We start from the raw sequence: 17,580 nt of genomic DNA, 5'->3' as shown, positions 1-17,580 counted from the left end.
AGCAGTTGAGTATCAAATAATGTCCTTAAGCTAATTTTTAATTGATTTGTAAGTTGAATGAATATGTCAGAATTTAAACACTTTTTAGCTGATGACCAGCTAAGCAAAGCTCAAGCCTTTACTTTGATTGAGCTTGCGTTAAACATTAAACAATCCCCAAAGCAATATGCACAGTCTCTGGCGGGAAAGTCTGTTGCAATGATTTTTGAGAAGCCTTCATTGAGAACCCATGTCAGTTTTGATATGGGGATCGCAAAATTAGGCGGACATGCGTTATACCTAGGCCAACAAAATGGCAAGCTGGGTGAGCGCGAACGTGTTAGCGACTATGCTAAAAATTTGTCTTGCTATGCTGATGCAATTGTCGCACGTGTATTTGAAAATAGCGCAATAGAAGGTTTAGCTGAACATGCCAGTGTGCCGGTAATTAATGCATTATGCGATAAATATCACCCATGCCAAGCTTTAGCTGATTTTGTGACTTTAGCTGAATGCTTTGCCTCGCAAAACATAACTGATTTAGCAAAAGTAAAGTTGGCTTATGTCGGTGATGGTAATAACGTCTCAAACTCACTCATGCTCATGGCTGCAGTCATCGGTGTCGATTTTACCCTAGTGTGCCCACAAGCCTATGGCCCAAGTGAAGAGATGCTGGTAAAGGTGCAGGCCTTAGCCAGTAAAAATGGCTCTGCTTTTACTTATACCTCAGATATTAATGATATTGGTACTCAAGATGCTATCTATACTGATACATGGGTATCTATGGGTAATGAAGGCGCTGAAGATAAAGCGCAATTGTTGGCTGCTTTTAAACCTTACCAAGTAAACCATGAATTAATGGCTAAAGCGAAAGCTAGCGTTGTAATGCATTGCCAACCTGCTCATTTAGAAGAAGAAATCACTACCGAGTTATTTGATGATGAAGAGTTGTCTGTTGTCTTTCAAGAAGCAGAAAACAGAATGTGGGCACAATGTGCAGTGCTTGTTTCATTACTTACAGATTAATTGAAGATTATTAGACCGAATTTATAGGAAAAGAAAATGGCTTTAGCAAAGAAAGAAATTAAAAAAGTAGTATTAGCATATTCAGGCGGCCTTGATACATCAGCCATCATTCCATGGTTGAAAGAAAATTATGACGGTTGTGAAGTTGTTGCTTTTTGTGCCGATGTTGGTCAAGGAGAAGAAGAATTAGAAGGCATTGTTGAAAAGGCAATTGCTTCTGGTGCATCAGAATGTCATGTTGTTGATTTAAAAGAAGAATATGTTAAAGACTATATTTACCCTATTTTGAAAACAGGATCAGTATATGAAGGCCAATATTTATTAGGGACATCAATGGCGCGCCCTGTTATCGCAAAAGCACATGTTGAAGTTGCCTTGAAAGTGGGCGCTGATGCGGTTTGTCATGGTTGTACAGGTAAAGGTAATGATCAGGTGCGTTTTGAATCATGCTTTGCTGCACTTGCGCCTGAGTTGACCGTTATTGCGCCATGGCGTGAGTGGGACATGGTATCTCGTGAAGATTTACTTGATTACCTTGCAGAGCGAGATATTCCGTGTGCTGCTTCACTCACTAAAATTTATAGCCGTGATGCCAATGCATGGCATATTTCTCATGAAGGTGGGGAATTAGAAGACCCATGGTGCGAACCTTCAAAAGAAGTTTGGACAATGACGGTTGATCCAATGGATGCACCTGACACCCCTGAAAAAGTACAGTTGAGCTTTGTTAGGGGCGAACTAGTTGCTATTGATGGTAAAGATTATTCAACAGCAGGTGCAGGGGCATACGAAGCATTAATGTATTTAAATGATAAAGGTGCTGCTCATGGTGTAGGTCGAATCGATATTGTAGAAAACCGTTTAGTAGGAATGAAGTCAAGAGGTTGTTATGAAACACCTGGTGGCACAATTTTAATGGCAGCATACAAAGGGTTAGAAACACTAATCTTAGATAAAGAGTCATTAAAGTATCGTGAATCAATTGCTTTAGAGTTCTCTCATGTTATTTACGATGGACGTTGGTTTACACCACTTGCAAAAGCGCAGCTTGCTTCTGCAGCATCCTTTGCCGAACAGCTTACTGGAGATGTTGTGGTTAAATTGTATAAAGGTATGGCGCAAGTGATTCAACGTCGTTCACCAAATAGTTTATATTCTGAAGAGTTTGCTACATTTGGTGCTGACGATGTTTATGACCAAAAACACGCGGAAGGCTTTATTCGTTTATTTAGCTTATCAAGCAGAATTACCGCATTATCTCAAGCTGAGAAGAAGGATAGTTAATCATGGCATTATGGGGTGGACGCTTTAAAGAAAAAGCGAGTTTGCAATTTAAGAAGTTTAATGACTCGTTACCTGTAGATTATCGTATGGCTGTGCAAGACATTGTTGGTTCAATAGCTTGGGCGCAGGCTATTCATGAAGTGGGTGTATTAAATGATGATGAGCTATCTAGGCTAACTGCGGCATTAAACGAGTTAAAGCTGTCTGTTGAAGAGAACCCAAAACAAATTTTGTTATCGGATGCTGAAGATATTCATAGCTGGGTTGAAATACAGCTCATTGAGAAAACTGGCGATTTAGGTAAAAAGCTACATACCGGACGTAGTAGAAATGATCAGGTTGCTACGGATTTAAAGCTATGGTGTAAAGAGACGGGTGGCGAGCTGTTGTTTGCTTTAGTCAACTTACAACAGGCCATGATGAACCTTGCTGAACGAGAAAAAGACACGGTACTACCTGGTTACACGCATTTACAGCGTGCTCAACCTGTGACCTTTGGCCACTGGTGTTTGGCTTATGTTGAAATGTTTAACCGTGATATTGGCAGGTTAAAAGATGCTTTATATCGTTTAGATGTTTCCCCATTAGGTTCAGGTGCTTTAGCGGGTACTGCGTACCCTATTGATAGAAATAACTTGGCGCATACCTTAGGTTTCAGGACGGCCACCATGAATAGCTTGGATGCGGTGTCTGATAGAGATCATGTCATTGAGTTATTAGCTAGCGCGAGTATTTCAATGATGCACTTATCACGCTTTGCAGAAGATTTAATTTTTTATAATTCTGGTGAGGCTGGTTTTGTTGAGATGAGTGATTTAGTGAGTTCAGGGTCATCATTGATGCCACAAAAGAAAAACCCTGATGCTTGTGAACTTATTAGAGGTAAAGCTGGGCGCGTTTTTGGTTCGTTAACGGGGATGTTAACCACTATGAAAGCATTGGCTTTGGCCTATAACAAAGACATGCAAGAAGACAAAGAAGGGCTTTTTGATGCCCTGGATACTTGGCAAGAATGTATGGAGATGGCAGTACTAGTGGCGGATGGCTTGAAAGTAAACCGCTCTCGTACTCTAGCGGCGGCGCAACAAGGTTATGCAAATGCTACTGAACTTGCTGACTATCTAGTAAGTAAAGATATACCTTTTAGGGAAGCTCATCATATTGTTGGCGAGGTTGTGCTCGCTGCAATTGATAAAAGCTTGCCGCTGGAAGATTTGACACTGACGCAACTACAGGCATTTAGTAGTAAAATTGAGCAAGATGTCTATCAACACTTATCTATAGAGTCGACCTTGGATAAACGTGAAGCGTTAGGTGGTACTTCTAAAAGTCAAGTTGAGAAAGCTTTAGCAAATAGCCAAACAGCAGATGATCATATATTAAATGAGAAAGTGGTAGGGGCACCGGGTAAACAACAAATTAATTCTGCTCTGAAACAAGTTAAGCAACGTTTAGATGCGCAAAGAGCAGCAGCCATGTCGGTTAGACGCGCACGTATGTCTGATGTTGATAAAATTGAAGAACTTGTCACTTTTTGGGCAGATAAAGGGGAGATTTTGCCGAGAAGTCGCGATAATGTTATTTATGATATTCAAAATTTTGTTGTCGCAGAAGTTGATGGCATTGTTGTTGGCTGTGCTTCTCTTTATATCTATCAAACAGGGTTAGCTGAAATTAGATCTGTAGTAATTGAGCAAGCAATGCGCAAGCAAGGTCAGGGTGAGGCGCTAGTTCAATATCTACTTGAATTTGCTCATCAGATGGAGCTTGAGCAAATTATTGTTCTTACCTATATCCCTGAATACTTTGACAAATTAGGGTTTAATTTAATAGATAAAAACTCCTTAGCAGATAATATTATTGAAGATAGCGAACCAAGTCCGCATAAAAACCCTGAAGATGAAGTCGCTATGGTTTATACCGTTATTTAATTAACTAGAAAACTAAGCTCATAAAAAGGTAAGTAATAGAAAACTCATGGATAATAATGACTTAAACAACGTTAAATGGTTCAGAAGCGCTGCTCCATATATTAATGCTCATCGTGGTAAAACGGTGGTGTTGATGTTTGGCGGTGAAGCCGTTTCTCATCCAAATTTTTCTAATATTATTCATGATATTTCCTTACTTCGTAGCTTAGGCGTTAAGCTTGTTGTAGTTCACGGCGCTAGACCTCAAATAGAGGAGCGCATGGCTCAACGGGGTATTTCACAACATATAGCTAGGGATGTACGAGTTACTGATGCTGAAACATTAGTGGCAGTAAAAGATGCAACAGGTTCATTAAGACTACATATAGAAGCATTACTCTCTAATGGTTTAGTTAACTCTCCCATGCACGGCGCTCAAAATAGGGTGAGTACTGGTAACTTTGTTGTAGCTATGCCTATGGGAGTGAAAGAAGGTGTTGATTATAAGTATACTGGTAGTGTAAGACGAGTTGACTCTGTTGGTATTAATATGCAATTAGATTATGGTTCTATTGTACTGTTATCGCCAATTGGTTATTCACCGACGGGTGAAGTATTTAATTTAGCGCTTGAAGATGTTGCTGCCCAAACGGCCATTGCCTTAAAAGCTGATAAATTAATTTCCTTAATTGATAAGGACGGGTTACTTGATCAATCAGGCGAGTTGATACGTAGTTGTAGCGTACGTCGAGTTAAGTCTTTGCTAGCAGATAATGACTGCCATATAAGGCAGCTATTACTTAAAGCTATTATTAAAAGTGGTGAAAATGGCGTAGAACGTTGCCATAGTGTTAGTTACCAAACAGATGGCGCATTACTTCAAGAATTATTTACTCGAGATGGTTCGGGTACTTTAATTGCTCAGGATCATAAAGAGCAAATTAGAACCGCAAGTATAGATGATGTTGGTGGTATTCTTGAACTTATAGCACCCATGGAAGAAGAAGGGATATTGGTTAAGCGCTCTAGAGAGCTTTTAGAGATGGAAATTAATCAATTTATCGTAATCGAAAAAGAAGATGCCATCATTGCTTGTGCAGCGCTGTACCCATATCATGAAGCAAAATGTGGTGAGCTCGCTTGTGTTGTTACTCACCCAGAATACCGAGGGGGAAATCGTGCTCTGAGGTTATTAAATGAAGTTGAAGCGCAAGCTAAAAACATGCAACTTCAACAATTGTTTGTGCTAACTACGGTAAGTGCCCATTGGTTTCAAGAACAAGGTTTTATCCATCAACCGACATCGGCTTTACCAAAAGATAAACAACAGATGTATAACATTCAGCGCAACTCAAAAGTGTTTATGAAAGATATTTAACAGGCTATCTTTTCTTAATACAAAGAGCTATTCCTCTGATGGTTATAGCTCTTTTGTTATATGGCATATAATTTAGAAAATATCTTCTTCCTTGTTGTCTTCACCATCTAAAATATCACCACTATTATCTTGGCGTACATAATCTACAGGTGCAGTGCCTACTTTAAAGTATTCAAATTGACTGGTTTTGTTTGTGGCAGTGGTTAACTTCCCAGTTGCTTTATCAATGCGAACAGAGACAATTTCAGCGGGTGGCTCAATGGCTTCAACAGGCTGTTCAGCAAGCGCAACTTTCATGAACTCTATCCATGCAGGTTGCGCAGACTTAGCACCAAACTCATTGCCAGTAATTTGATTTTTCCCTAAATTATTATTGTAAACTGTGTAACCTAGATTACGACCAGGATCATCAAAACCAATCCATGAAGTTGTGACTATATGTTTACTGAAGCCTGAGAACCAAGCATCTTTTGCTTCGTTGGTTGTACCGGTTTTACCTGCAATATCGCGTCTTTTTAATGTTCTAGCTCGCCAACCAGTACCTTGCCACCCATCAGCAACCGACCAATCAGCTCCCCATATGGCACTGTTGAGTGAGTCAGCAATTAAAAAAGCATTTTGTTCACTTATAGCTCTTTCAGCAAATTTGACTTGTGTTGGTGTAAGTTGTTGTTCTGATTCTGTATGACCATCATTGATAATAAGCCCATCATCTGCAAGATTGTTTTCTAAAGCCACTCTTTCAAGTTGTTCACATGGATTACAGGCTAATGCTGGGTTTGATTGATAAATAACTTTACCGTCAGAGTTTTCAATCCGGTCAATTAAGTGAGGTTCAATCAAATAGCCGCCATTAGCAAAAGCGGCAAAACCTGTTGCAACCTCTAGTGGTGTTAATGAAGCCGAGCCTAGTGCTAATGATTCATTGCGCGGTAGTTCATCAGGGCTAAAACCAAAAGAAGAAAGGTGATTGATGATATTATCTAGGCCAACACTTTTTAGTAATCTCACAGCAACAACGTTTTTTGATTGTGCTAGGGCAAGTCTCACTCGCATTGGACCAGCATAGTTTTCAGGTGAATTCTTAGGTCGCCAAGCTATACCCGCGCTTTTATCCCATTGATTAATAGGCGCATCATTTACCAAAGATGCTAAGGTATAGCCTTGTTCTAAAGCAGCAGAATAAATAAATGGTTTGATGTTAGAGCCAACTTGTCTTTTGGCCTGAGTCACGCGATTAAATTGGCTTTGCTTGAAGCTAAAACCACCAACTGCTGCCTTAATAGCACCATTATCAGGAGAAAGGGAAACCATGGCTGCACTTGCTTGTGGCAATTGGCTTAATTTAAAGCCTTCTTCACCTCTATCTTCAACTAAAATAACATCACCGTATCGAAGAATATCACTTGCTTCTTTGGGTGGTGTATCTTGTTTTTGATCGCTTATATATTTTCGAGCCCAACTCAAACCTTCCCAATTGATATAAGCGATATCATTATTCTCAAGTGTTATCTGTATTGATTGTTCGGCAATATCAGTCACTATGGCAGGTTGTAGATTTTGATATGATGTTATGGCTGATAAGGCATCATTAATTTCAATTTCTGTAAGAGGGATTTGCATAAGTGTTAGATTATCTTCACTACTTGTACTGCTCTTGCCTTCTTGAGGTTCCGGCCTTAGTGATAGCAATGGACCTCGATAACCATGACGTTGATCATAATTTAATAAATTATTCGTTACCGCATTTTGGGCTGCCTGCTGAAGATTTGCTGAAACGGTAGTGAACACCTTGTAACCGTTAGTATAAGCTTGCTCAGCCCCGTAGCGCTCGATCATCTTTTGGTGAGCCATTTCAGCTACATAAGGTGCATTTAACTCAATTTCTGCTCCATGTTTTTTCCCGGTTATAGGAGCATTTTTAGCAGATAAATACTCTTGCTCAGAAATATAGCCACTTACTAGCATGCGCTGCAATACAATAGCGCGGCGATTTTTTGCACGTTCAGGTGAACGAATTGGATTTAAGGTCGATGGAGCTTTAGGTAAACCAGCAAGTACGGCAATCTGTGCTAATGTTAATTCATCAAGTGTTTTACCATAATAAACTTGGGCAGCAGCAGCAAAGCCAAATGTTCGATGGCCAAGAGCAATCTTATTGATATATAACATAAGGATTTCATCTTTGGTCAGCAAACTTTCAATATGGAAGGATAAAAATATTTCTCTTATTTTACGTATATAGGTTTGTTCGCGGGTAAGGAAAAAATTACGGGCAACTTGCATGGTAATGGTACTTGCACCACCTTTATTTTGACCCATCAATTGACCAAGAACAGCCCTGCCCATGCCGATAGGGTCAACACCGAAATGAAGATAGAAACGATCATCTTCTGTAGCAAGTAAAGCATTAATTAATTGTTGAGGTATTTCTTCTAAAGTTAATGGGATACGTTTTTTTTCACCAAATTGAGATATCAATAGTCCTTCTTGACTATATATCTGCATAGGTGTTTGCCATTTAACATCTTTTAAAGAGTTTACATTGGGTAATTGATCGCGCATATTTATATAAAGCGCAAATGTGGAAATAAAGAGTAAAATTACTAGTATTAAACTGATTTTTAATAAATTCTTAAGTGTAAACAAAATAAAACTCAAAATTTGGGTGAAAATGTAAGATAATACTAGTATATCGTGTAAAAGCATGTAATAAATGTATTTATGCGCATTTTGCGTCTAAAATAATTAGAAAAATAAAATTTGTGGGCTGTTATGCTAGACAATTTATGGAAAAAGAAAATCCCAATGATGGTTGGAATCGATATCGGTTCCCATTCAGTTAAGGCTGTTTTGCTAAGTCAAGGGACGGATGGTTTTATTCTTGAAGATTATGCTATTGAACCAATGTCACGTGGTGCAGTAATCGATCGTGAGATTCAGGATATTGAAGCTGTAGGTAATGTAATAGAAAAGATCAGGAAGAAAATATCGAACAGAGCAACTGATGCTGCTGCAGCTGTTTCTGGTCAAACTGTTATAACCAAAGTGATTTATATGGATGTATCTCTCTCTGAAGAAGAGTTAGCTAGCCAAATAGAGGTCGAAGCCGATAGTTTAATCCCGTACCCTCTTGATGAAGTAAGCCTTGATTTTGAATCATTGGATGTTAACGAATCTGATCCAAGTAAAATGAATGTTTTGCTTAGTGCTGCGCGAACAGAGTCGATTCAAGCGAGAGTGGCGGCATTAGATGCTGGTGACTTTACCGCGAAAGTTATTGACGTTGAATCTTATGCTGTAGGTAGGGCTTATGATTTATGCTTACCTCTTTTACCCGATGACGCAAAAGATAAGGTTGTAGCTATTGTTGATATAGGCGCAACTGTTACTTTATTCTCTGCTACTGATGCTGGCAAACATATTTATAGTCGTGATCAAATGTTTGGTGGTGAGCAATACACTCGTTCTATTGTTTCTTATTATAATAAATCCTTTGATGATGCAGAGCAGGCAAAGTTAACGAATGAGTTACCACCGAACTATACGTTTGAAGTATTAGCTCCATTCCACACCGTTTTGATGCAGCAGATTCGTCGAGCGATTCAAATGTTTTTAACTACTAGCGGTCAAGAAAAGGTTGATTATCTTTTAATTTCTGGTGGTACGGCCTCATTAGAGGGTGTTGAGTCTTTACTATCTGAAGAATTAGGTGTTCACACAGTTATTGCAAATCCATTCAATGATATAAACTTATCTAGTTCTATAGATAGTACTGAGCTCTCAAAAGTTGCTCCTCAATTAATGGTAGCAACAGGACTGGCTTTAAGGAGTTTTACGCCATGGCACATATAAACCTGCTTCCTTGGCGTGAAGCAGCGCTCAAGGCACAGCAAAAAGCATACTTTACCATACTTGCCGCAGTTGGCATTTTGGCCTTTGTATTGGTGTTAATGGTTAATTTCTATTATCAAGCTCATATTGATGGTCAAAATAGTAAAAACCAATACTTAAAAAATGAGATAGCTCAATTAGATATTCAAATAGCTGAAATTAGAACATTAAATGACAAAAAAGCAGCACTACAAAAACGGATAGATGTAATCGAGCAGTTACAACGAAGCCGAAATGTGGGCACTCAAGTTCTTGATGAAATAGCAAAAATAATACCTAGTGGTATTTACATTATAGAATTAGAAAAGCAAGGTAATACGCTACAGTTAGTGGGTAAAAGTGAATCGAATAACCACCTAGCGAATATGATTAGAGCGATTGAATTGTCAGATTTGTTTGCAGATGCAACACCTGAGTCAATTACTGCAGATGATGGCTCTCCTAAACTGTTAAGTCAGTTCAAAATGAAAGTTAAGATTAAAGGTTTAGTTAATGACCCTAATGCGGTTTTAGCAAGCACAACTCAGGGAGGGGGATAATTATGAAATTATTTAGTTTCCCTAAGATAATTAAAGCAAAAGGAGGATGCAATGAAGTTTGATGCATCACAGTTTAATGATCTTGAGTTAGATAATATTGGCCAGTGGCCTGCAGCCGCAAAATTAGTGTTAGCTATCTTTTTGGCTGTTGCTGTTTTGTTCTTGGGCTATTTTGGCCTTATTAAAGATAAAATGGCGAGTCTTGATAGAGCTTTTCAAGAAGAAATCACATTAAAAGACTCATATAAAACAAAGTACCATATTGCGGCTAATTTAGATTTATTTAGAGCGCAGATGGTTGAAGCTGAAGATACCTTTGCAAATCAACTTCGTAGTCTGCCAAATAGTCATGAAACACCTGGTTTACTAGATGATATTACCTTTATTGGTACAACTAGTGGCTTAGACTTTGTTAAGTTAGAGTGGCAACCTGAGATTAGTAAAGAAATATATATCGAACTACCAATCGATATAGAAGTTATCGGTCCATATCATTCCTTTGGCCAATTCGTAAGTAAGATTGCGGGCCTACCTCGAATTGTAACTTTGCATGATTTTAAAATTAATATTGCAGAATCGGACAATGAAACGCTGAACTTGAAGCTACAGGCGAAGACCTATCGTTATCAAGAAGAAGTTAGTAAACAAGGGGAGGTAGCCCAATAATGAAGCCATTTATTTATAAAGCAATTCCTGTTCTTGGTTTGACATTATTGTCAGCGTGTTTTGATGATACCAGTGAAATTAAAGCGCATATGGAACATGTTAAGGCAACAACGACTAGCTATATTGAACCAATGCCTGAGGTGAAGCCATTTCATCATATTGAATATTCAGCAGATGACTTGCGAAGCCCTTTTGTATTACCTAAAGCGGAAGTTATTCAACAAAAAATGCAACAGATGTCAGGCTGTTTGAGCCCTGACGTAAGAAGAAGAAAACAACCGTTAGAAAAATACTCTCTTTCTGATTTAACGATGCGTGGCACTATGGGTGATTCTGGAGCTCTTTGGGCACTAGTTGAAGCATCTGATTTAACATTACATAGGGTAGCGATAGGAAACTATCTTGGGCTTTATAACGGTCGGATTACAGAAGTGGATGCAAAAACAGTGAAAATAATAGAGTTATCGCCAGACGGTGCTGGGTGTTGGGTTGAAAGAGCAGCCGAATTAAAACTTGTAAAATCAGAGCCAAATAAGTAAAGGACATCATAATGCTATTTAATCGAACAAAAAATTATAAAGGCTTTACTGCAGTAAAAGAACTCTGGTTAACTATTGCCGTTTTAATCTCTGCAATTATTGCTGTGCCTATGGCAAACGCCGAGAATGGTACGCACACTAACCAGTTAGTTAAAACTTCATATAACACAATTCAAAGTGATCAAATTGAACTTGTGTTTTCATTTTCTGAGTCAATTACTGAGTTACCAGAAGTAAAAACATCAATGAATCCTGCACACGTTGAGATCAGTTTTGATGCCGGTTCGTTTGATGACAAATTTAAAGAGGTTCTAGTAAATCATGCAGGTGTTAAGTCGGTAAAACTAGACTCTACACGAGGTAATGTAATAGCGAAAATTAACTTAGAAAAACTATCTGTATTTGATGTGGCTCTTAATGATAAAGACTTTGCTATTACCTTTAATTATGGTGACTCTGCTAGAACTATTGAAGCTTTAAGTCCCGCAGGTGAAGATTTTATCAATAATGTTAGTTCTATAGACTTTAGATTGAATGAAAATGATGAAGGGCAAGTGTTAGTTTACCTAGATGATAGTATGCTTGCAGTTGATGTACATGATAAATTAGGCAAAATTAACGTCGAGTTCCATAATACAGAAATATCTGATGATTTACTTTACAAACTAGATGTTACTGATTTTGGCACTGTTGTAACAGGCATTGAAACATTTAAAGACGGGCGTAACGCTAAGTTAGTAATTGATGTGTCTACTAAGTTTGAGTTTTCTCATCAACAAGATGAAAATTTATTTGTTTTAACTGTTAAAAGAATGGCAGAGAAGCCACCTACATACTTAGGTGAAACTGATGATTTTACCGGTCGCAGTATATCTCTTAATTTCCAAGATATACCTGTTCGAACTGTGCTACAAATCATTGCTGATTATAATGAGTTTAACTTAATTACTAGTGATACAGTGACGGGTAATATTACGCTACGTTTAGACGGCGTTCCATGGGATCAAGCGCTTAGTATTATCTTAAAAGTGAAGGGCTTAGATAAACGTATGCAAGGTAATATCTTGATGGTTGCCCCAAGTGATGAGTTAGCAGCACGCGAAGCCCAAACATTACAGGCTCAACAGCAAGTTGAAGAATTAGCGCCATTATATTCTGAATACGTACAAATAAATTATGCTAAAGCCGCTGAATTTGCCGACCTTATCAAAAACGAAGATACTAGCATTTTATCTCCTCGAGGAAGTGTTTCAGTTGATGAAAGAACGAATACTTTATTAATTAGAGATACTGCAAAAAGTATTGAAGATATTAAACGTATGGTTAATATCTTAGATATTCCAGTTCGCCAAGTAGTTATAGAAGCGCGCATGGTGACAGTTAAAGATAACCTCAATGAAGAGTTAGGTATTCGCTGGGGAATAACAAATACTGATGGGGAATATGCAACATCAGGTACAATTGAAGGCACCAGTACCGCAAATGGGACAAGATCTAGTACACCAGGAATACCAACAGTTCCATCAATAACTGATGGTATGAATGTCAATCTACCTGTTGCAGGGGCTGCGGGTACAATTGCATTTCAAGTTGCTCGTTTAGCCAATGGTACAATTCTTGATCTAGAGCTTTCAGCGATGGAAAAAGAAAATAAGGGTGAAGTAATTGCCAGTCCGCGTATTACGACTGCAAACCAAAAAGAGGCCTATATTGAGCAAGGTGTTGAAATTCCATATCAAGAAGCTGCGTCAAGTGGCGCAACAGCAACTCAGTTTAAGAAAGCTGTGTTGAGCTTGACGGTAACTCCACATATTACGCCAGATGATAAAATTATATTAGACCTAGTGGTAACACAAGATACCGTATCAGAAGTGAAGAATGGTTTAGCACCTGCAATTGATACACAACGCATTGGTACGCAAGTATTGGTGAACAATGGTGAAACAATAGTATTAGGTGGTATTTATCAGCAAGCTATTATTAGTACGGTATCAAAGGTTCCAGTATTAGGTGATATTCCATATTTTGGTTGGGCGTTTAGAAATACTAGCCAATTAAATGAGAAAAAAGAATTACTTATCTTTGTTACTCCTCGTATAGTAACTGAACATTTCTAACCTCAGATAAGTGTTGTTGTTCGTTAAGTGATGAGCTTTTTCATTACTTAACGACAATGGTACTTGCATTTTATAGTCAACAATTGCGATAATTACGCCCTTGAAATTTCGGGGGAGACCTCTATGGCGTCAAAGGCAATACTTTTAGCAGCATTTTTAATGCTTTTGACCTACTGTTAACTAAACGAGTATTAAGTAAATCTAATGGCAGAAAAACGTAACATTTTCCTAATAGGACCTATGGGTGCAGGTAAAAGTACAATTGGTCGTGAATTAGCCGACAGACTGCACCTAGAATTTTTCGATTCTGATCAAGAAATAGAGCGTCGTACAGGTGCTGATATTGCATGGGTCTTTGATCTTGAAGGTGAAGAAGGCTTTCGTAAAAGAGAAGAGACTGTTATTGACGACTTAAGCGAGCGACAAGGTATTGTTTTAGCAACAGGCGGTGGCTCTGTAATAAGTACTCAAGTTCGAAATCGTCTTTCGGCCAGAGGGATTGTTGTTTACTTAGAAACAACTATTGATAAGCAAGTAGCCCGTACTCAGCGTGATCGTCGTCGTCCGTTACTGCAAACCTCTGAAGAGCCGCGTACAGTATTAGAGAATTTAGCCGTAGAACGTAATCCTTTATATGAAGAGATTGCAGATATAATCGTTAAAACGGACGATCAAAGTGCTAAAGTGGTTGCTCATAAAATAATTGAACGATTAGACTTCTAATTAACCCTCTTCATTAATGTACGGCTAACTGTATATGGCAACTCTTAATCTAGACCTCGGTTCTCGAAGCTATCCTATTTATATAGATTCTGGCTTGATACAAAACCCTCATTTATTTGACAAGCATATCCGTGGCTCGCGGGTATGTATTGTGACTAATGATGTTGTAGCACCTTTGTATTTGGAAAGTATTAAATCTCAGCTAGCAAGTTATAACATCGATGAAGTTATTTTACCTGATGGTGAAGCTGAAAAAAGCTTAGCTAACTTTGAAAGAATAATGACGCACCTATTAGCAAATGAGCATGGCAGAGACACTAGCCTTATTGCACTTGGTGGTGGAGTTATTGGTGATATTACAGGCTTTGCTGCGGCATGTTATCAACGCGGAATTGACTTTATACAAATTCCAACGACTGTCCTTTCGCAAGTGGACTCTTCTGTCGGTGGAAAAACTGCAGTTAACCACCCTTTGGGTAAAAATATGATTGGTGCTTTTTATCAACCTAAAGCTGTGATTATTGATATTGATACCCTAAAGACCCTACCTGTAAGAGAGTTTAATGCAGGTATAGCTGAAGTTATTAAATATGGGATTTTAGGAGATAAAGCATTTTTTGAATGGCTTGAAACTCATATTGATGACATAAAAGCTAACGATGAAGAAACGCTAACATTGATGATTCAAAAGTGTTGTCAGTCTAAGGCCGATATTGTTGCTTCAGATGAAACAGAAGCTGGTGTTAGAGCGCTTTTAAATTTAGGTCATACGTTCGGTCATGCTATTGAAGCTGAACAAGGCTATGGAAAATGGTTGCATGGAGAAGCAGTTTCAGCTGGCATGGTCCTTGCTGCTAAATTAGCAGTAGAAATGGATTTGATTGAAGTGTCAGATTTATGTCGAATAGAAAACTTATTGAAAGCTTTTGATTTGCCAATCGCAGCCCCAGAAAACATGGGCTTTAATGAATTTATGAAGCACATGAAGCGCGATAAGAAAAATATTGCCGGCCAATTAAGGTTTATTATACCTATAGCAATTGGCAAATCAGAAATTCGTAGTGATGTAACACAAGAGACACTTCAGCAAATTCTTTAACAATTAAGTCGTAATATTTTGCGACTATCAGTTTTGGAATAGGTATGAGTGCCGCAGCAATTGAATTACAGTCAACTCAACATAACGATGTCACCTCAATTAGTGTCAGCGCAAGAATAGATTATATCTTGCGCTTTTCAAAGCACTTAACACTTGTCGTTGATGAAAATACTCAGCAATACACCTCTGCTGCAAGCCAATTTCTTGGCACTTTAGATCATCAAGATAATTCACTAATGGCACTTAATGTTGCTTATATTTCGGCATCGACTAAGTTAAACGATATTCAAATGCGCTGTAGAATAATAGAGCAGCTTTTCTCAAATACCTTATTTGATCCTGAACAATCACTTGTTGTAAGCATTACTAAGTTAGCCAAAAATCATAAACAAGCAATTACCATCGTCATTGAGCACGCACAGTCATTATCGCTTCAGTTAAAATATGAGTTAACACAATTAGTATCTATCAATAGTAAGAATAATTTGACTATTAATGTCGTGTTATTTGGTTCAACAGCCGCAGCAGAAGAAATCAAAACGAATAAGTCGTTATTTAAAGGAAAGTTGAGTATTTTAGATGGTAAAACAGGACAATTAATCGGTTTATCAAGCACTAAAATAAAAACGAAAGCAAAAGATAATAATCAGTTAAAACATAAAATAGTCGCGTCAGTCTTAGCAATTGTAGTATTAATTTCGCTCGCGAGTTTTTACCTATTATCTAGCCATAGCGCATTAACATTTGCTGATTTACCGAAGGTTAAAGAGCCTGCAAAGGAAAATAATAAAGTGCCTTTACCCAATGAGCTGGTGAAAGGGGATAAAATAGAGATATTAGCTGTTCAACAAGATAAGAATAGTGCAAAGGTTGAGGAGAAGGTTGTTAACTTAGCTGAAAATAAACTGGCAGTGAAACAAGATATAGCATCAGCCCTTGATATCAATAATGCATTAATGCAAATTGCTGTAAATGCTGAACCACAAATACCAGCACAAGTTAATGATATTATTGATGCACTTAATGTAGCTACTCAGGAAGAAAAAAAGAAGATTATATCTGTTGAAGCTAAAAGTGAATATGATGAGCAGTATTACTTAACAAAGAATCAGGGGTATGTTATTCAAATTGCCGGCTTTTCAAAAGTGACATTATGGCAAGGTTTTATTTTAGCTAACCCAATGCAAGAGTTATATAGTTATCAAAGAGAGCTTAATAATGACAAGCTCATTGTTGTAACTTCTATGGTATATGCATCAATGAATGAAGCTAAAATGGCTATGGAATCGATGCCTGAGTCTATTAAACAAAGAAACCCTTGGATTAAGCCTATTGCAACAATTAAACGTGAAATCGCAACATTTAACTAACTCGCCATGACAAAGTATGTTTTTCACTGTCTAAGTTAATACTCAATGAATAAATTTTGAGAATATAGAGCAATAACATTATAAATTGCTTTATATGATATTAGACTTATACGCCTTATTCCTGCTAAGATCTACGAGCAAAAATAATCCGCTATTTTCCAATAGATTAAGCCAATAGCATCGTATCAATAGCAATAGGGTCTACAGTGAGTAAAGAGTTATTGCAAACTAACATTAGGTCTCCCTTAAAGTGGGCAGGCGGGAAAAAACGAGTTATTGGCGATATTCAAAAACTGTTACCCGTAAAAGGTAAAAAACGTTTAGTTGAACCTTTCGTCGGTGGCGGCTCTGTTTTTCTCAATTTAGATTTTGATGAGTATCTGCTTGTTGATATGAATAAAGATCTTATTTCTTTATTTAACATTATCAAAAATAAGCCTAAGGCATTTATTCGAGATGCTAAGAAATTGTTTGTAAGCACTAACAATCAAGCTGAAAAGTATTATGAGTTTCGTGCCAAGTTTAATGCATCATCAAATCCATATGAGCGTGCTGTTATCTTCTTATATCTGAACAGACATGGATATAATGGACTGTGTCGATATAATAAAAGTGGCGGATATAATGTTCCTTTTGGCCGATATAAGCACCCTTATTTCCCTCAAGTAGAATTAGAGTTTTTTGCGGAAAAAGCCAAAAAGGCGACTTTTATTCAGGGGGATTTTGACATGGCATTTTCACAAATGCGTGCTGATGATGTTATTTACTGCGATCCGCCTTATTCACCTATCAATCCAACGTCGAGTTTTACTGCCTATGCAGGAAACACCTTCACGGATGACGATCAAAAAAGGTTAGTAGCTTGTGCTGAGAATGCGAAGAAGTTAGGTGTACCTACCTTAATCTCTAACCACTATGTTGACTTTACCAAGGCTTTGTATTGCAAGGCTGATAAAACATCACTTTTTCAAGTACAACGCTCTATTAGTCAAAAAGGGAAAGGGAGAATTAAAGTGAAAGAAGTACTGGCATTATACTACAAGTAACAAACTCTAA

At 37.9% G+C, this 17,580-nt stretch carries 14 protein-coding genes; 13 read left to right on the top strand and 1 reads right to left on the bottom strand.

All coding sequences use genetic code 11. The annotated features are described in order from the left end of the window. Positions 1 to 63: 63 nt before the first annotated feature. From EPA86_RS10370 to argA, 4 genes are read left to right on the top strand one after another with little or no spacing between them, the layout of a single operon-like run. Positions 64 to 1,005, top strand: a complete 942-nt coding sequence (locus EPA86_RS10370) for an ornithine carbamoyltransferase (protein WP_170309624.1) — start codon at positions 64 to 66, stop codon at positions 1,003 to 1,005. Between the two features lie 36 nt (positions 1,006 to 1,041). Continuing rightward, a complete protein-coding gene (locus EPA86_RS10365) occupies positions 1,042 to 2,289 on the top strand; it encodes an argininosuccinate synthase (RefSeq protein ID WP_140603364.1) in 1,248 nt (415 codons plus the stop codon). Between the two features lie 2 nt (positions 2,290 to 2,291). Next, positions 2,292 to 4,220, top strand: coding sequence for an argininosuccinate lyase (argH, locus tag EPA86_RS10360; protein ID WP_140603363.1), 1,929 nt, complete (start codon positions 2,292 to 2,294; stop codon positions 4,218 to 4,220). Between the two features lie 46 nt (positions 4,221 to 4,266). Then, entirely contained in the window at positions 4,267 to 5,577 is a 1,311-nt protein-coding gene (argA, locus tag EPA86_RS10355; protein WP_140603362.1) for an amino-acid N-acetyltransferase, read from the top strand. A 72-nt stretch (positions 5,578 to 5,649) separates the two neighbouring features. On the opposite strand, the gene EPA86_RS10350 is transcribed toward argA, so the two are convergent. Beyond that, entirely contained in the window at positions 5,650 to 8,226 is a 2,577-nt protein-coding gene (locus EPA86_RS10350; RefSeq protein WP_140603361.1) for a penicillin-binding protein 1A, read from the bottom strand. A gap of 126 nt (positions 8,227 to 8,352) precedes the next feature. Between EPA86_RS10350 and EPA86_RS10345 the strand changes: the two genes are divergently transcribed. The 9 genes from EPA86_RS10345 to EPA86_RS10305 all read left to right on the top strand — a co-directional run bounded on the left by EPA86_RS10345 (position 8,353) and on the right by EPA86_RS10305 (position 17,570). Further along, positions 8,353 to 9,432 carry a pilus assembly protein PilM gene (locus EPA86_RS10345; protein ID WP_140603360.1) on the top strand — a complete coding sequence of 360 codons (1,080 nt, stop codon included), beginning with the start codon at positions 8,353 to 8,355 and terminating at the stop codon, positions 9,430 to 9,432. Next, positions 9,420 to 10,010: a PilN domain-containing protein gene (locus tag EPA86_RS10340; protein WP_140603359.1), complete on the top strand. Its 591-nt coding sequence runs from the start codon at positions 9,420 to 9,422 to the stop codon at positions 10,008 to 10,010. The genes EPA86_RS10345 and EPA86_RS10340 overlap by 13 nt, the downstream gene beginning before the upstream one ends. A 51-nt stretch (positions 10,011 to 10,061) precedes the next feature. Further along, entirely contained in the window at positions 10,062 to 10,676 is a 615-nt protein-coding gene (locus EPA86_RS10335) for a type IV pilus inner membrane component PilO (protein ID WP_140603358.1), read from the top strand. Next, positions 10,676 to 11,215, top strand: coding sequence for a pilus assembly protein PilP (locus EPA86_RS10330; protein WP_140603357.1), 540 nt, complete (start codon positions 10,676 to 10,678; stop codon positions 11,213 to 11,215). Before EPA86_RS10335 ends, EPA86_RS10330 begins: the two co-directional genes overlap by 1 nt. 11 nt (positions 11,216 to 11,226) lie before the next feature. Beyond that, the gene (locus EPA86_RS10325; protein ID WP_140603356.1) at positions 11,227 to 13,332 is read left to right on the top strand and encodes a type IV pilus secretin PilQ; all 2,106 of its coding nucleotides are present in this window, start codon (positions 11,227 to 11,229) and stop codon (positions 13,330 to 13,332) included. A gap of 204 nt (positions 13,333 to 13,536) precedes the next feature. Beyond that, positions 13,537 to 14,055: a shikimate kinase AroK gene (gene aroK, locus EPA86_RS10320; protein WP_140603355.1), complete on the top strand. Its 519-nt coding sequence runs from the start codon at positions 13,537 to 13,539 to the stop codon at positions 14,053 to 14,055. Positions 14,056 to 14,089: 34 nt separating this feature from the next. Further along, the gene (gene aroB / locus EPA86_RS10315; protein WP_140603354.1) at positions 14,090 to 15,154 is read left to right on the top strand and encodes a 3-dehydroquinate synthase; all 1,065 of its coding nucleotides are present in this window, start codon (positions 14,090 to 14,092) and stop codon (positions 15,152 to 15,154) included. A gap of 44 nt (positions 15,155 to 15,198) precedes the next feature. After that, positions 15,199 to 16,524, top strand: a complete 1,326-nt coding sequence (locus EPA86_RS10310; protein WP_140603353.1) for an SPOR domain-containing protein — start codon at positions 15,199 to 15,201, stop codon at positions 16,522 to 16,524. A 206-nt stretch (positions 16,525 to 16,730) separates the two neighbouring features. Then, a complete protein-coding gene (locus EPA86_RS10305) occupies positions 16,731 to 17,570 on the top strand; it encodes a Dam family site-specific DNA-(adenine-N6)-methyltransferase (RefSeq protein WP_246058343.1) in 840 nt (279 codons plus the stop codon). The last annotated feature ends 10 nt before the right edge of the window (positions 17,571 to 17,580 follow it).

The sequence above is a fragment of the Litorilituus lipolyticus genome, from assembly GCF_006439335.1.
In the GTDB taxonomy this organism is placed as follows: Bacteria; Pseudomonadota; Gammaproteobacteria; order Enterobacterales; family Alteromonadaceae; genus Colwellia; species Colwellia lipolytica.
The sequence above is the reverse complement of the archived record's forward strand: the minus strand, read 5'-3'. Positions and strand labels throughout refer to the sequence as shown.

What these genes read in the sequence shown, in the direction of transcription:
- aroB (WP_140603354.1), top strand. Translation starts at nt 14,090, where the DNA reads ATGGCAACTCTTAATCTAGACCTCGGTTCTCGAAGCTATCCTATTTAT.
- EPA86_RS10340 (WP_140603359.1), top strand. Translation starts at nt 9,420, where the DNA reads ATGGCACATATAAACCTGCTTCCTTGGCGTGAAGCAGCGCTCAAGGCA.
- EPA86_RS10325 (WP_140603356.1), top strand. Translation starts at nt 11,227, where the DNA reads ATGCTATTTAATCGAACAAAAAATTATAAAGGCTTTACTGCAGTAAAA.
- EPA86_RS10365 (WP_140603364.1), top strand. Translation starts at nt 1,042, where the DNA reads ATGGCTTTAGCAAAGAAAGAAATTAAAAAAGTAGTATTAGCATATTCA.
- argH (WP_140603363.1), top strand. Translation starts at nt 2,292, where the DNA reads ATGGCATTATGGGGTGGACGCTTTAAAGAAAAAGCGAGTTTGCAATTT.
- EPA86_RS10370 (WP_170309624.1), top strand. Translation starts at nt 64, where the DNA reads ATGTCAGAATTTAAACACTTTTTAGCTGATGACCAGCTAAGCAAAGCT.
- EPA86_RS10345 (WP_140603360.1), top strand. Translation starts at nt 8,353, where the DNA reads ATGCTAGACAATTTATGGAAAAAGAAAATCCCAATGATGGTTGGAATC.
- argA (WP_140603362.1), top strand. Translation starts at nt 4,267, where the DNA reads ATGGATAATAATGACTTAAACAACGTTAAATGGTTCAGAAGCGCTGCT.
- EPA86_RS10335 (WP_140603358.1), top strand. Translation starts at nt 10,062, where the DNA reads ATGAAGTTTGATGCATCACAGTTTAATGATCTTGAGTTAGATAATATT.
- EPA86_RS10310 (WP_140603353.1), top strand. Translation starts at nt 15,199, where the DNA reads ATGAGTGCCGCAGCAATTGAATTACAGTCAACTCAACATAACGATGTC.
- EPA86_RS10330 (WP_140603357.1), top strand. Translation starts at nt 10,676, where the DNA reads ATGAAGCCATTTATTTATAAAGCAATTCCTGTTCTTGGTTTGACATTA.
- aroK (WP_140603355.1), top strand. Translation starts at nt 13,537, where the DNA reads ATGGCAGAAAAACGTAACATTTTCCTAATAGGACCTATGGGTGCAGGT.